At 73.8% G+C, this 14,617-nt stretch carries 14 protein-coding genes; 12 read left to right on the top strand and 2 right to left on the bottom strand.

What is annotated here, in order from left to right; translation table 11 throughout:
• Positions 1-40: 40 nt before the first annotated feature.
• The 3 genes from ACGFH8_RS23580 to ACGFH8_RS23570 all read left to right on the top strand — a co-directional run bounded on the left by ACGFH8_RS23580 (position 41) and on the right by ACGFH8_RS23570 (position 1,697).
• Positions 41-559: a 2'-5' RNA ligase family protein gene (locus tag ACGFH8_RS23580; RefSeq protein ID WP_393370617.1), complete on the top strand. Its 519-nt coding sequence runs from the start codon at positions 41-43 to the stop codon at positions 557-559.
• Positions 560-624: 65 nt separating this feature from the next.
• Positions 625-1,323, top strand: coding sequence for a hypothetical protein (locus ACGFH8_RS23575; protein WP_393370614.1), 699 nt, complete (start codon positions 625-627; stop codon positions 1,321-1,323).
• A gap of 170 nt (positions 1,324-1,493) precedes the next feature.
• Positions 1,494-1,697, top strand: a complete 204-nt coding sequence (locus ACGFH8_RS23570) for a hypothetical protein (protein ID WP_393370611.1) — start codon at positions 1,494-1,496, stop codon at positions 1,695-1,697.
• A gap of 74 nt (positions 1,698-1,771) precedes the next feature.
• Here the strand turns inward: ACGFH8_RS23570 and ACGFH8_RS23565 are convergent, their stop codons facing one another.
• Positions 1,772-2,416 (bottom strand): hypothetical protein, encoded by a 645-nt coding sequence (locus ACGFH8_RS23565; RefSeq protein WP_393370608.1) that lies wholly within the window; start codon positions 2,414-2,416, stop codon positions 1,772-1,774.
• A 228-nt stretch (positions 2,417-2,644) separates the two neighbouring features.
• On the opposite strand from ACGFH8_RS23565, the gene ACGFH8_RS23560 reads away from it, so the two are divergent.
• The 3 genes from ACGFH8_RS23560 (at position 2,645) to ACGFH8_RS23550 (ending at position 5,418) form a co-directional block, all read left to right on the top strand.
• Positions 2,645-3,388: an ArsR/SmtB family transcription factor gene (locus ACGFH8_RS23560; RefSeq protein WP_393370606.1), complete on the top strand. Its 744-nt coding sequence runs from the start codon at positions 2,645-2,647 to the stop codon at positions 3,386-3,388.
• Between the two features lie 120 nt (positions 3,389-3,508).
• Positions 3,509-4,543: a cytochrome P450 gene (locus ACGFH8_RS23555; RefSeq protein ID WP_393370603.1), complete on the top strand. Its 1,035-nt coding sequence runs from the start codon at positions 3,509-3,511 to the stop codon at positions 4,541-4,543.
• On the top strand, positions 4,540-5,418 hold the full coding sequence (locus ACGFH8_RS23550; protein ID WP_393370600.1) for an isocitrate lyase/phosphoenolpyruvate mutase family protein: 879 nt from the start codon (positions 4,540-4,542) through the stop codon (positions 5,416-5,418). Before ACGFH8_RS23555 ends, ACGFH8_RS23550 begins: the two co-directional genes overlap by 4 nt.
• Here ACGFH8_RS23550 and ACGFH8_RS23545 read toward each other — a convergent pair.
• Positions 5,327-6,004, bottom strand: a complete 678-nt coding sequence (locus ACGFH8_RS23545) for a PIG-L deacetylase family protein (RefSeq protein WP_393370598.1) — start codon at positions 6,002-6,004, stop codon at positions 5,327-5,329. The genes ACGFH8_RS23550 and ACGFH8_RS23545 overlap by 92 nt on opposite strands.
• A gap of 199 nt (positions 6,005-6,203) precedes the next feature.
• On the opposite strand from ACGFH8_RS23545, the gene ACGFH8_RS23540 reads away from it, so the two are divergent.
• The 6 genes from ACGFH8_RS23540 to ACGFH8_RS23515 all read left to right on the top strand — a co-directional run bounded on the left by ACGFH8_RS23540 (position 6,204) and on the right by ACGFH8_RS23515 (position 14,520).
• On the top strand, positions 6,204-7,172 hold the full coding sequence (locus ACGFH8_RS23540) for a DUF5715 family protein (protein WP_393370596.1): 969 nt from the start codon (positions 6,204-6,206) through the stop codon (positions 7,170-7,172).
• Positions 7,173-7,176: 4 nt separating this feature from the next.
• Positions 7,177-8,778: an asparagine synthetase B family protein gene (locus ACGFH8_RS23535; RefSeq protein ID WP_393370593.1), complete on the top strand. Its 1,602-nt coding sequence runs from the start codon at positions 7,177-7,179 to the stop codon at positions 8,776-8,778.
• A 47-nt stretch (positions 8,779-8,825) separates the two neighbouring features.
• Complete coding sequence (locus tag ACGFH8_RS23530; protein WP_393370590.1) at positions 8,826-9,656, top strand: MerR family transcriptional regulator; 831 nt, start codon at positions 8,826-8,828, stop codon at positions 9,654-9,656.
• Positions 9,657-9,959: 303 nt separating this feature from the next.
• Complete coding sequence (locus tag ACGFH8_RS23525) at positions 9,960-12,653, top strand: fibronectin type III domain-containing protein (RefSeq protein ID WP_393370588.1); 2,694 nt, start codon at positions 9,960-9,962, stop codon at positions 12,651-12,653.
• A 65-nt stretch (positions 12,654-12,718) separates the two neighbouring features.
• A complete protein-coding gene (locus ACGFH8_RS23520; RefSeq protein WP_393370585.1) occupies positions 12,719-13,597 on the top strand; it encodes a hypothetical protein in 879 nt (292 codons plus the stop codon).
• Positions 13,594-14,520 carry a nucleotidyltransferase family protein gene (locus ACGFH8_RS23515; protein ID WP_393370583.1) on the top strand — a complete coding sequence of 309 codons (927 nt, stop codon included), beginning with the start codon at positions 13,594-13,596 and terminating at the stop codon, positions 14,518-14,520. The genes ACGFH8_RS23520 and ACGFH8_RS23515 overlap by 4 nt, the downstream gene beginning before the upstream one ends.
• The last annotated feature ends 97 nt before the right edge of the window (positions 14,521-14,617 follow it).

Below are 14,617 nucleotides of genomic sequence, written 5' to 3'. Positions count from 1 at the left end.
CCGTGCCAACCACACCGGCCGTCCGGGCTAGCGTGGGCGCGTGCGTACGGTGGAACTGGTCTGCTCGCCTGGCCTGGAGGTCGCGGTCCGGGCGGTCTGGCAGCAGTTGGCGGCCGCCGGGTTGCCCAGCCTGGCGCGCACCATCCACCCGACCAACCGGCCGCACCTGACCCTCGCCGCCGTCGACGAGTTTCCGCCCGGGGTCGAGGACCGCCTGGCCGAGGTGTTCGACGCCGCGCTGCCGGTGCCGGTCGCGCTCGACCGCGTCGTCGTCCTCGACGGCAGCGCCCCGCTGGTCTGGCTCGTCCGGCCGACGCCGGCGCTGACCAGGCTGCACGCCGCCGTCTGGGACGTCCTCGCCGAGGCCGACGGACACCGCCCGTGGCACGCCCCGGGGGCGTGGGTGCCGCACCTGAGCCTGGCCCTGCGGTTCCGCGACGCCGACCTGCGAGCGGCCCGTGGCGTCGCGGGCGGGCAGCGCCCGACGGGTGACTTCGACGCCGCCCGCAGCTACGACGGATCGGACCGGACGGTGACGCCGCTGACCCGGCTCCGCTAGGGTTCGGCGCGTCGTCGACGGAGCGGGGGTTCCGGGTGCGGGATATCGGTTCCCACGACGTTCAGGTGCGTGACGCGGGTGTCCCCGAGCAGTGCTGCTTCGGCGGCCGGCTGTCGCTCGGCCTGTCGGGTCAGGACTTCTACCTGGCGCCGTACTTCCTCGGACCGGACCGGTCCGGCACCGACGACCGGTACGGCCAGTGCCACCTCAGGTGCCTGCGGGAGTCGGGCCTGGCGCGCCGGTGGGCGAGTGGTGCCAGTGACTACTTCCGCCGGCGGTGGCCGGACTGGACGGGTGTGCGCGGCGACGCGTGGCGGGTGCACGTCAGCCCGCCCGGGAGGACGCTCATCCTCTGGTCGGCGCACGGGTGGTTCGCCATCCTTCCGTTCCACGCCCTGCGGGCCGGCGACGTGCCAACTGCGGTCGGCCCGCCGGGCGAGGGGCGGGTGTTACTGGGCGTCTCGTCCACGGTGGGGTTCGAGGGCGGCCCGTACGAGAGGATCTTCGCGGGGCTCGGCGGCGGTCCACCGGACCGGATCGACCTGCCGACGCTCCTAGCCGACCTGGACAGCGCGGATCGGGTGCTCACGCCGCACGTGCTCCGAGGCGGCTGGGTCGAGCGGGTCGCGTCCGAGAGCCGCAAGGTGTCGATGCCGGCCGAATACCAGGCTCGGCACGCCGTCGAACTCGACGCGGACCTGGTCGACGCCTGCCGGATGGCCGTGCGGGCCACGGTGGGCTGGCGGCAGCGGCGACGACGGTGACCGGAGCCCGCGGATCGCACTTCCGAAGCCGGACGACAGCAGGAATCATGGTCGCCATGAACGCTCCGGACACTGAGTGGGTCACCATCGCGGCCTATCCGAACACCAGGGGTTGCCCGCAGCCGATGGCCGCCGTCCGCGCTTGACTACGTGATCGGGGCATCGACTGGATGCCTCTGGCGGCCGACGCGATTCGCGTCGACCTGACCTGTGGCGTTGGCGATGACGGTCGCTGGCACGGCTGGGTCGGCGTCCGTGTCCAGGCCGCCGCGCTGCGCGGGCTCGGCCTGCACCCGGACCAACCGAGCGCGGCGGCCACCAACCCGAGCCCACCCGCCTGGTGGCACGCCGCTGCGGAGCGCCGCGCCCGTTAGGCCCGCGGCGCGGACCGTCGCGGGTGGGTTGGCGCGGGCCGTCGGGGCGAGCGCGCTCGTCAGGTGGCCGGGCCTCAGTTGCCGCCTCCGCCCCCGCCGTCGCCCCCGCCGCCGTCGCTTCCGCCACTGAAGTCGCCGCCACCCACGCCACCGGAACCGCCGCCGTAGCCGTGGCGGCCGTCGAGGAAGGGCAGGTCGCCGCGGATGCCGCGTGGCTTGGGCCGCTTGCCGAGCCCTGCGAGGTGTTGCAGGCAGACCCGTTCGGCAACCGGGAAGCATTCGCCACGGCCTCCGCAGTCGGCCAGGTAGCGCCTGCCGCCCGGGATGCGAAGCTCGTCGTCGACCCGGAACAGCAGGGGTAGGCTGGTCGGGCTGCCTCCCTCGTCCCGGCGTGCGTGGTTCAGCGTGGCGAGCAGCAGGGTGCGGCGGCCGGCGTCGGTCGGGTCGTCGCTCGTCGCGGACCTCGGAAGGTGGTCCAGAGGGTGCCCGAACGCCGCGTCGCAGAAGGTGGCGTAGTCCTGCGTGTGCAGCGTCAGCGCCTGCCACAGGTCGCCCACGACCACCGACGGCATCGCCAGCTTCGCACCGCTCTGGCGGACGGCGAGCCGGAACCACTGCCGGGTCGCGGATTCGACGACGGCGATGTCGTCGTCGCTGAGATGGGGGTACCGGTTCCGGAGATGCTCGCGTGCGCTGGCCGGAAATCGCATGTCGGCCACGGCGCGGATTCGACGAGGGGTGCGGGCGCTTCTGAACGTCGTCCAGTTCATGCGGCTGCTTCTATCCGCCCAGGGTGTGGGCGCTAGGGGCCCCGACTTGCCGAAGTGGCGTCGTGGCCTCTTCAGAGTAGGGCGGCAGGCAAGCGCGTCAGTTCCTCCGACCCTGCCGGGCGGAGCGCGCCGGACCCGGGTGGTCGGCGCGTCGCTCGTCGGGGCGATGATGGCGGCATGAGTGGTGGCACCGAGGGCCGGGCAATGGCCGAGTTGGCGGCCCTGCTGGCCGACGGCACCCGGGCCGGCATCTGCGTGGCGTTGCTCGACGGTCGGGCCTGGACCGCCGGCGAGCTGGCCCGGCGCGCCGGTGTCGCGCCGTCGACAGCCAGCGACCACCTCACCCGACTGGTCCACGGCGGCCTGCTGGTCGAGGAGCGGCAGGGCCGCCACCGCTACCTGCGGCTGGCCGGGCCGTCGGTGGCCCAGCTGATCGAGGACCTGGCCGGGCACGCTCCGGCCCCACCGGCGCCGGCCGGGTCGCTGCGCGCGGCCACCGTCAGCGCCGCCCTGGCGTACGCCCGGACCTGCTACGACCACCTGGCCGGGCGGTTGGGCGTGGTGATGTACGACGCGCTGCTGGCCGACGGACGACTGGACCGCTCCAGCGGGTTGACGGTGACCGCCGAGGGCTGGGCGTGGGCGACCGAGCTGGGCGTACCCGTGGATGCCCTGCGCGCCGCTCGACGCCCGGTGGTCCGCGACTGTCTGGACTGGACCGAGCGTCGCCCGCACCTGGCCGGAGCGCTCGGCGCGGCGCTGTGCGCCCGCTTCACCGACCTGGGCTGGATCAACCCGGGCACCGGCCGCGCGGTCCGACTCTCCCCGGCCGGCCGCGCCGCCCTCGCCGAAACCCTCGACGTCCCCGCGTCCACCCTCGCGCCCACCCCGCCCCCGGCACCGGCGAGCGGCCGCGCCTGACCCGCTGGCCGGCGAGCGGCAGCGCCTGACCCGCCGGGCGGCGAGCGGCCGCACCTGACCCGCTGGCCGGGGCGGGATCGTTCGGCGGGGACCGAAGGGTTCGGGTTCTACCGTCGGGCGGTGACTGACACCTGGCCCGACATCGCACCCGCCGCCGGGACACCTGCGTGCGGCCCGCCGTCGTTCGCGCCGGAGCGCGGGTGGTGGGTGACGCGGCACGCGGACGTGCGGGCGGCCCTGACCGACCCGACGTTTCAGGTTCCGGTGGTCGCCGGCGGTCCGCCCGGCACCCTCGCCTGGCTGCGGGCCTCGGTGAGCAGGTTCAGCTCGCCGAGCCGGCACGCCGAGCGCCGCTCGATCGTGGTCACCGCGCTCCACGCGCTGGACCCGGACGACCTGCGGCAGGAGGCGGCCCGGCTGACCGGCGCCGTCCTGGACCGTGCCGGTGGCCGCCTCGACGTGATGCGTGAACTGGCCCGGTCGGTGCCGTTGCGGGTGCTGGCCGGGCGCCTCGGTCTCGCCGACCCGGTCGCCGCCGGGACGGCGGTCGCGGTCGTCGCGGCGGCGTACCACCCGGGGGTTGACGTGGCTCACCTCCGGCGGGCCGACCGGGCGGTGGCGACGCTGCTGGCGGTGGTGCCGCCGGCCGCGCCGGAGGTACGCGCGAACGTGATCGGTCTGCTGGTCCAGGCGTGCGACGCGACCGCCGGTCTGATCGGCGCCGCCGCCCACCACCTGCTGCCCCGGCCCGGCGGCGACCCGTCGGGCGCGGCGCGGACGCCGGAGCTGCTGGCCGAGGTGCTGCGGCTGGACCCGCCGGTACGGGCGACGCGGCGGGTCACCGCGAGCGCGGTGCGACTGGGTGGGCGGGAGCTGCCGGCGGACAGCCAGGTGCTGCTGCGCTTCGACGCGGCGAACCGTGACCCGGGGGTGTTCGCCGAGCCGGCGGCGTTCCGGCCGGGTCGTGCCGGCGCTGGCCTGCTGACCTTCGGGGCGGGGGAGCGCGGCTGCCCCGGCGACCGGCACGCCCTGGCCCTCGCCACCGGGGTGCTCGACGTGCTGCGCGACCGCTGCCGGCGCACCCCGGCCCCACTGTGCCACGAGCCGCATCCGACCCTTGCGGTGGCGAAGACCCTGGAGGTGAGCGTCCGATGACCGACCGGTGTGCGGAGTTCCGCGCCCTGCATCACGGCGGCCGACCGCTGCTGCTGCCGAACGCCTGGGACCACGCGTCGGCGGCGGCCCTCGCGGCGCGCGGCCACCGGGCGATCGGCACCACCAGCCTCGGGGTCGCCGCGACCGCCGGGCGACCCGACGGCGTCGCGGCCACCGCCGTGGAAACCCTGGCCCTGGCCCGCCGGCTGGCCCCCCTGCCGGTGCTGCTCACCGTCGACGTCGAGGCCGGGTTCGGTGACGACCCGGCGGCGGTCGCCGGGTACGTGGCGGAGCTGGCCGGGCTGGGCGTGGTCGGGATCAACCTGGAGGACGGGCGCGCCGACGGCACGCTCGCCGATCCGGGGTGCGTCGCCGACCGGGTGGCGGCGGTGAAGGCGGCGGTGCCGGACCTGTTCGTCAACGCCCGCGTCGACACGTGGTGGCTCGGGACGCCGGACCCGTTGCCGCAGACCCTGGCCCGGGCCCGTGCCTACCGGGCCGCGGGGGCGGACGGGATCTTCGTGCCCGGCACCGTCGACCTGGCGACGCTGCGCGTGCTCGGCGAGCGGATCGACGCTCCGCTGAACGCGCTGTACCAGCCGGGCGGGCCAACGCTCGACGAACTGGGCGGGGCCGGGGTCGCCCGGGTCAGCACCGGCTCCCTGCTGTTTCGGGCCGCGCTCGCCGCGGCCGTCGCCGCCGCCGACGCGGTCCGCGCGGGCGCTGTCGTCGCCCCGTCGGGGCTGCCGTCGTACGCCGAGGTGCAGGGCCTGGCGCTGGGCCTTAGGCCGGAGCGGGTCGCCACAGGCCGACCTCGAAGGCCTCGCAGAGCCCTCGGTCGCGGCCTGCCACCTGCGCCCACCACCGACTCTTGACCCGTAGGTACTCCTCTGCCATGTAGTCCCGGTCGAGGATCTGTCGGTACGCGGCGAGCGCCTCGATCTTGGCGCACCAGACGTTCGTGACGTCCACGAAGAACGTCGGGCGGAAGTCGGTGGTGGCGAAGGTCGGGTGGCCGAGCAGGAGCATCGTCGGATGACGGCTGCGGCTGACGGAGATCCGCACGGCGTGGCAGATCGCGTTGTGGTCCTGGTTCTGCCCGGCGCCGGGGCCGTGGGTGATCACGACATCCGGGCGGCGAGCGTCGATCAACGCGTCCGTGATGGTGACCAGGTCCCCGTCGGTACGCAGGTCGTTGGAGGCCAGGTCGCCCACCTCACCGGATGCCCCGAGGATCTCGCAGCAGGCGTCGAAGGCCTTGTCGCGACCCTGCCCTCCGCGCGACAGGGAGGCGACGTGGACGTCCATCCCGGCCTGGGTCATGCGCGCGATGGTGCCGCCGCAGAGCAGCGCCTCGTCGTCCGGGTGCGCGACGATCACCAGGGCGGTCCGCAGTGTGGTCGTCGCGAAGGGATTCACCGCGCCAACCGTTTCGTTCGCCGTCATCGAGGTGGAAGCCATTGACGAAGTATGGCGGCAATCCGTCAGCGTCTGATCACGCGCTGGTACGCCAGGTGCCGCCGTTCGGCGTAGTCGTGAGCGCGACGTCCGGCTCTCTTAGGGGTGAATCGGAGGATTGTTCGGTCCATCCCGGTCCGGCTGATTACGGTGTGTTCAGGGCGATCCACCCAGTGCCGTGAGCGGAGAAGGGACCCCCGTCATGCGAGTGCCCAGCCGTAGTCCGGGACAGCAGCCTGGTTCGCCCGTCTCGCCCACCGCGCCGCCCCGCCGCCGACCCTCCGGCCTCACCCCGCGCCACCGGGTCCCCGCCGAGCCCGACCTGGCCGCCTACCGGGTCGCCGTCGCCGAACTGCTGGTCGAGGTGGGCGCCCTGGCCGACGCGGCGAGCACCCGGGCCCGCCAGGTGCTCATCGACGAGCGGTTGCGGGAGCCGGCGCTCGCCGCCGTCCTCGACGCCACCCCGCAGGGCCTGCTCGGGGCGCGCGAGACGCTGCTGCTGGAGATGGCCCGCTACCAGCCCAACGAGCGCACCTCGGCGCGTGACCTCGGCGCGCTGGTGCGGATCTACCTGCTCTCCCGCATCGACGTGCTGTGGTGGCAGGACACCCCGACGTTCGTCACCGACGACCAGGTCAACGGCAGCGCCGAGTTGGTCGACCTGGAGTGGCTGCGCCGCCGCGACCTGCTGCGCTTCCGCTACCAGGAGCAACCCGCGACCCTGCTGGGCCGCGCCGCCCGGGGGCTGCGACGTCGACTGCACCCGGACGCCACCCCGCAGACCGCCGGGCTGCTGTTCCGGCGCGCCCGCCGGGAGGTGGTGGCGCTGCTCAACGACCTCGCACGGGAGTTCGCCGCCGCCGCCCCGCCGCACACCCCGCCGCTGTGGGTGACAAGCCTGGTGCGCAGTGCCGAACACCAGTACCGGCTGCGCCGGTTGGGCTACGCCGCGATGCTGCCCAGCGGGCACTGCCTCGGCTACTCCGTCGACGTCGAGCTGAACTGGTTCGAACGGTTCGGCGCGCGCCAGGCGCTCGCGGGCGTGCTGCTGGCCCGGCAGGACGCCGGCGAGATCAACGTGATCGACGAGGGGCAGGCGTGGCACCTGTGCCTGGCGCCCGCCGCCCGGCGGCGCCTCCGCCGCGCGTACGAGGCCGAGATGGGGGTCTGAGCCGGTGTGCGGCATCGCCCTGAGCATCGGCCCCGAGGCCGACCCGGCGACCTTCCGGCGGATGCTCGCCGTCCTCGCCCCGCGCGGCGAGGTCACCGAGACCCGGTCCGAGCGCGGGCTGCTCGCCGGCACCCGCCGCCTACGCGTCGTCGACCGGGACCGGGCGGTGCAACCGTGGACCTCGACCGACGAGCGCTGGCTGCTCTGCTTCAACGGCGAGATCTTCAACTACCGGGAGCTGCGCACGCAGTTGACCCGTCTGGGGCAGGCGTTTCGCACCGAGGGCGACACCGAGGTGCTGCTCGCCGCGTTCCAGCAGTGGGGCGAGGCGGCGGTGACCCGACTGCGCGGCGAGTACGCGTTCGCGGCCGTCGAGCGGAGCACCGGCCGGGCCTACCTGGCCCGCGACCCGCTCGGGGTCAAACCGCTGTACTGGTCCCGCCGACCCGGCTGCCTGCACCTCGCCTCCGAGGTCAAGGCGCTCGTCGGGCACGGCGCTCCGATCGTCGAGGTGCCACCCGGGCACCACGGGTGGGCCGAGGCGGACGGGCACGTCCGCCTCCACCCGTACGTCGACCTGCTCACCATCGGCGCGGGCCTGCCGGTCATCGACGACCCGGACGAGGCCGCCCTGCTCGTCCGTGCCGCGCTGAGCGACGCCATCCGGATGCGGGTGGAGACCGACCTGACCGTCGGAGTGGTGCTCTCCGGTGGGCTGGACAGCTCACTGATGCTGCGCCAGGTGCGCGACATCCACCCGGACTGCGTCGCGGTGACGGTCGGCGTCGCGGACAGCCCCGACGTCGCGTACGCCCGGCGGCTCGCCGCCGACCTGGACGTGCCGCACGTCGTGGTCGAGCTGCGTCCGCGCGACATCCGGCTCGCCGACGTGCGTGAGGCGATCCGGATCTCCGAGTTGACCGAGTACGGCGACATCATCAACGCCGTCGTCTCGGTGCCGATCTTCCGCCGCCTGCGCGACCTGGGCGTCAAGGTGGTGCTGACCGGCGACGGCTCCGACGAGCTGTTCGGTGGGTACCCGATGTACCACCAGGTCGGCCCGGCCGCGGCGCGTCGGTTGTTCCTGCACCGGATCCGCAACCTGTGTCGCACCGAGTTGCAGCGGGTCGACCGGGCCGCCATGGCCCACGGGGTGGAGGCGCGGGTGCCGTTTCTCGACCTCAGCGTGGTGGAGTTGGCGATGCGACTGCCGTTGAGCCTGAAGCTGCGCGACGGGCAGGAGAAGTGGATCGTCCGGCGGGCGTTCGCCGACGTGCTGCCCGACTACGTCCTGCGGCGGCCGAAGAACCCGATGTCGTACTCGTCGGGGCTGCACGAGCGGGTCCGGCTGTACAAGCCGCTCTTCGCCCGGCTGCACCGCTCCTTCGGCTACGACCTGCAGGAACCGGTGCGCCGCGACTTCGACACCGTGCTGAGCCGGTGTGGCAACGACCTCGACCGGGCCATCGCCGACGGGCTCGACCGTCCCGACTACACGGTCCTGGAGCACGCCCGCGACCTGGTCGGCGCCGCCAGGTGGAACGCCGCGCCGATGGTCCGCCGGTTGGTCGGGCCGCGCCCGGCCCGCCGCTCGTCGGTCGGTTGACCCACGCTTGACCCTGACACCGTGTCAGGGACGAGCGTGAGGGGACCATGTTCACCATCGGAGACTTCGCCCGACTGGGCCGGGTGTCGGTGCGGATGCTGCGTCACTACGACAGCATCGGGCTGCTGCGTCCGGCCGCTGTCGACAGGCACACCGGATACCGGTTCTACCGCGCGGACCAGCTGCGCCGGCTCAACCGGGTGATCGCCCTGAAGGAGTTGGGCCTCACCCTCGAGCAGGTGCGGGTCATCGTCGACGACGCCGTCGACGTGGTCGAGCTGCGCGGGATGCTGCGGCTGCGGCGTACCCAGTTGGAAGAGCAACTGGCCGCGGACGCCGCCCGGCTGGCCGCGGTCGAGGCGAGGCTCCGGATGATCGAATCGGAGGGCACCATGAGTACGCAGGACGTCGTTCTGAAGGAGATCGCGCCGGTGCGCGTCGCGGAGCTGACCGCGGTCGCGGCGAGTTACCAGAGCCAGGACATCACGCCGGTGATCGGACCGCTCTACCCGGAGTTGTTCCGCCGGCTGGCCGACGCCGGGATCACCCCGACGGGGCCGAGCATCGCCTGGTACGAGCCGGCCGCCGACGGCGACGGCGACGCGGTGGTGGTGCACGCCGGGGTGACCGTCGCGGTCGGGCCGTCGAGCGTCGCCGACCTCACGGTACGCGACCTGCCCGCGCTGGGCGCCGCCGCGACGATCCTCCATCATGGCGCGATGGACGACGTCGACCAGAGCATGCAGGTGCTCGCCCGCTGGATCGACGACAACGGCTACCGCGCCGACGGCTTCGCCCGCGAGCTGTACCTGGACTACTGCCCGGACCAGCCGGAGCAGGGCGTCACCGAGCTTCAGCTCGCGGTGCGCCGGGACTGACGCGACCCTGCCGTCGCGTCCGCCGCAAAAGGACGCGACGGCAGTCGCAATTCGGACAGCCTCCGCCTACGGCTGGACACTTTCCCCGCCCGAATGTGGCCTGACCTGGGAAAACTGGTAGGAGTTGATAGAGATCCGTCACTCAATACGCGAAAGCCATTCCGTGAGTGACGGTCGGATTTCCGCCAGTCGCCCTGCGGCCGGGGGCAGCAGGCGCGTGGCCGCCGAGGACCATCAGTCGGTCGCCTGCCTCCTTCCCCCGTTCGCGGTGGCCCTCATCCCCGGGAGAGGGAGAAAACATCAATGTCCCCAGTGCTCCGTGCCCGTCCACGGGCCGTCACGGCATGCGCCGCAATCCTGGCGCTGTTCGTCAGTCTGCTCGTCGCCCCCACCGCGGCGTCGGCCCGCGCCCCGAGCCGCACCCCCACACCCGCGTCCGCGCCGGTGGCGGCGCCGGCCGTCACCACGCAGCGAATCGCCGAGCTTGCCGCCCCGGCGCAGCCACCGGCCGCCCCGGCCAAGCCGACCGCCTCCTGGCGTGCCGGCACGGCAACGGTGAACTGGAAGGCGCCGGCTGACGGCGGCTCGGCCCTCAGCGGGTACGTGGTCACCGCGTACCGCAACGGCAAGAGGGCGAAGACCGTCACCTTCGACGAGTCGAAGACCACCCAGAAGATCGGGGGCCTGACCGCCAAGGCCACCTACACCTTCACGGTTGCCGCGAAGAACGCGGAGGGCGTCGGCCCGGCCAGTAAGCGTTCCGCGGGCGCGAAGATCATGGCGCTGCCGGGTGCGCCGACCGTCATCGCGGTCACCGCCGACACCGCCACGGCCCTGGTGAGCTGGACCCCCGGTTCCACCGGCGGCTCACCGATCACCAACTACATCGTCACCCCCTGGGTGAACGGCGTACGCCAGGCCGCTCAGACCTTCGGACCGTCCACCACCAACACCGTCACCGGTCTGATCCCCACCACCCCCTACCGGTTCACGGTGGCCGCCCGCACCGCCGAGGGCACCGGCCCCGACTCGCCGCTGTCCGACCAGGTGATCGCGAACGTGTCACCGACACTGCTGTTCGACCACCCGACCGAGGCGACCGTCGGCATCGCCTACACGGCCACCCTGAACATCACGCACGGCGTACCGCCCTTCACCTGGTCGGTCGCCTCGGGCACGCTGCCACCGGGGATGCTGCTCAACCCGCAGACCAACGGCATCTCGGGCGTACCGACCACCCCCGGGGAATATCCGGTGGTGATCCGCGTCAACGACTCAGCCGCCCAGACCGGCACCCGACTGATCGTGCTCGTCGTCAACCAGGCGCCGACACTGACCTTCCCACCGCCGCCGCTGGGCGAGGTGGACGCGCCCTACGCCGACCAGCTCAACGTCATCGGCGGCAGCGCGCCGTTCGTCTGGAGCCTGGCCTCCGGCGCACTGCCGCCCGGGCTCACCCTCGACGCGGCGACCGGCCTGCTGTCCGGCCGGCCGACCCAGGTCGGCGCGTTCCCGTCGACGGTCCGGGTGACCGACGCCAACGGCCAGAGCGCCACCCGGGCCATCCGAATCCTCGTGCAGGCCAAGAGCGTGGCCACGCTCACCGCGTCCACGAACGCCACCACCTTCGGCACGGCGGTGCACTTCGAGGTCATCGTCGGCCCCGGCGTCGCCGAGGGCAGCGTCACGCTCATCGACGAGTTGCCCAACGGGGTGGAGACCCCGCTGGGAACCTTCCCGCTGGCCCTCAACGTGGCCAGCTTCGACGTCCAGGTGCCGGCGTTCGGGCACAACCAGTTCCGGGCCCAGTACGACGGCACCGGACCGTTGGGCGAGGCGGTGTCCAACGAGGTGGCGATCGAGGTGTCGGCGCTGCCCCGCCAGGTGGTCATCGACCAGTTCGCGCAGTCCGGCATCAGCGGGCTCGCCGACCAGTTCGTCTCGGTCGTCAACTCCACAGCGATCAACCTGCCGATCGCCGGCTTCAAGGTCGAGGCACCCGGCGGGCTGACCGTCACCATCCCGGGCAGCGCCCGGCCGTTGGCGCCCCGACGCGGCTTCCTGATCGCGGCAGCCGACTATTCCCTGTTCAACATCCAGCCCGACCTCATCGTCCCCAGCCTCGGCCAGGGCGGGCTGCGGCTGGTCGCCCCGGACGCGGCAAACACGGTCACCGACCGGGCGGGCTCGACACCTGGCTTCTCCGAGGGTGCGCCACTGCCCGCCTTCAACGCGCCACCGTTCGTCCCGCACGCCTGGAACCGGCTCCGGGTCGCCGGCAACCTCCAGGACACCGCCAACAACCAGGCCGACTTCCGGCTGGTCGCCACGGTGCTCGGCCCGATCAACGGGGTTCCGTCCACGCTGGGCAGCCCGTCGCCACAGAACACCCTGGGCACCTACCAGCAGAACGCCTCCATCCAGTCCACGTTGTTCGACCCCAACGTGGCCGTGTCGGTTGCCCCCAACCGGATTCGCACCGGAAACAGCCTGGTGATCCGGCGGACGCTGACCAACCGGTCCAGCGCCGCGATCACCCAGGCCCGGGTCCGGATCACGTCACTGAGCGCGGCGAACGGGGCGCCGTACCCCGGCGGACCGTCACCCGCGGTGCACTCCAACCTCCGGCTGGTCAACCCAGCCAATCCGACGACGTCCGTCACCATCAGCGACGGCCGGACGCTGCTGGTCCGGAACCTGCACATGGACTCGCCGGCGACCAACCCACCGGGTGGTGGGTTGGGCACCACCCTGACGATCCCGTTCGACCTGGGTGGTCTGGCACCGGGCGCCTCGGTGCACATCGCGTTGAGCTTCACGGTGGACACACCCGGGTCGTGGTGGGTGGCGTACGACGTGGACGCCATCGGCGGGGGCGTGGTCCCGACGGTGGCGCCATCGGCGAAGGGCGCCAAGGCGACCAAGCAGCGCGCGGCCGACGCCAAGCGGCTGAGGGAGTCGCAGAAGTTGACGGTCGACAGCGGCACCATCCGCTGACGCTCGTCTCCTGAGGGTGCGGGTGGCGCGTCTCCACGAGCGCCACCCGCATCGCGTCGCCATCCATGATCGTTGAGCAGACGATGAGCGGGGAGATCATGCCGACCTCCGGACGAGGCGTGTACGGGTTGCGGGTGCACGGACTGGACGGGGTGACCGAGCTGCCCCCGGCCGACGGTGCGGCCCTCGGGTGGCCCGCCGTCCGGGTCGGCCAACTGCACGTACCGCCACCAGCACCCTCGCCCCTGAACGACGCGCGGGGGACGAGGATCCTCGCCGACGGCCGAACCCTCGCCGTGGACCGACTGTGGGGCACCGCCACCTTCTACGGGCCGCCGCTCGCCCCGGACGTGCTGGCCCACCCGTACCTCGCCCCGGTGGCGACGACGGTCAACAGATGGGCCGGTCGGGAGACGTTCCACAGTGGCGCGTTCGTGCTCGCCGGCCGGGCCTGGGCGGTGCTCGGCCCGCGTACCGCGGGCAAGAGCAGCCTGCTCACCGCCCTGGCCGCCCGGGATGTGCCGATCCTGACCGACGACATCCTTGTCGTCGACGGCGCCGACGCCTTCGCCGGCCCGCGCTGTGTCGACCTGCGGCAGCCGGTGCCCGGGGTGGGCCTGCCCACCCGGCCGGTCCGGGCCGGCGACCTGCTGCGGGTGGGGCTGCCGCCGATCGCCTCCCGCGTCCCGCTGGGCGGTTGGTTGTTCCTGCGCTGGGGCGCCGCGGTCACCCTGACCCGGCTGCCCGGCGGCGCCCTGCTGGCCCGGCTCGCCCGCCAGCGGTCGTTCGGGCAGTTGCGCTCCGACCCGGCCGCGCTGCTGGCGCTCGCCGCCCTGCCGGCGTGGGAGCTGATCCGGCCGCGCGACTGGGCCGCCCTCGCCGACACCCACCGGCTGGTCGCCGACGCCGTCGTCGCCACCTCCGCCGTGGCAGCGATCCGGTGAGCACTCTCCCGGAGGCGGTCCGCTGCCTGAGCCTCGACACGGCCGCGGTCGGCGTCACCGCCGCACTGGCCGACCGGGGGGTGGACGCCGTCCTGCTCAAGGGGGCCGGGCTGGCCCGCCGGCTGGGCCAGGAGGGGCACCGGCTCTACGTCGACATCGACCTGCTCGTCGCCCCCGCCTCCTTCGACCTCGCGCAGCGGGCGCTCGCCGACCTCGGCTGTGTCAGCGCCCTGCCGGAGGGTCGCCCCGACCACAGGTCGCACTGGTACGAGCGTCCCTGGCGGCTGCCCGGCCCGCTGTCGCTCACCGTCGACCTGCATCGGGGCTTCCACGGGGTGGCCGATCCGGAGGCGCTGTGGACCGGACTGTGGTCCTCGGCGCAGCGGATCAGGCTGGCCGGCGGCCTGGTCACGGTGCCGGACGAGGCGGGCGCCGCCCTGCTGGTGGCCCTGCACGCCGCCGCACCGGGTCGCTCCGACCGGCCGCGTGCCGACCTGCTGCGGGCGGTCGAGGTCTTTCCCGTCGACACCTGGCGAGCGGCGGCCGCCCTCGCCGCGCGGACCGGCGCGCTCGCGTCGTTCGCGCTCGGCCTGCGCCTGACGCCGTCCGGCGCGGCCCTGGCCGCCACGCTGGCACTGCCCCAGCAGGGCACGCCAGCACTGTGGCTGCGGGCCCACCGTGCCTCGCCCGCCGCCCTGACCATCGCGCAGCTCGCTGAGCTGTCCGGTGTGGTCGACCGGCTGCGGCACCTCGGCCCGCGGCTGTTCCCGACACCGGCGTCGATGCGCCACGCCAGCCCACTGGCCCGACGCGGCCCGGTCGGTCTGCTGCTGGCGCACCTGGGTCGGCTGGCCCGCAACGCCGGGCAACTCCCGGCCGCGCTGAGCGAGGTACGCGCGGCCCGGCGCGACGATCGCGGCTGACCGCTGGCGGGTGCGCCGCCCGTGGTGCGGTGGGGTGCACCGGCGGCGCCTGTCGGTCCGGCCGCCCGGCGGCACCCGGCTCCCCGACCAACCGGCG

The sequence above is a fragment of the Micromonospora sp. NPDC049175 genome (assembly GCF_043197345.1).
Taxonomy (GTDB): Bacteria; Actinomycetota; Actinomycetes; order Mycobacteriales; family Micromonosporaceae; genus Micromonospora.
Note: the sequence above shows the minus strand (reverse complement) of the source record. Positions and strands in the feature narration are given on the sequence as shown.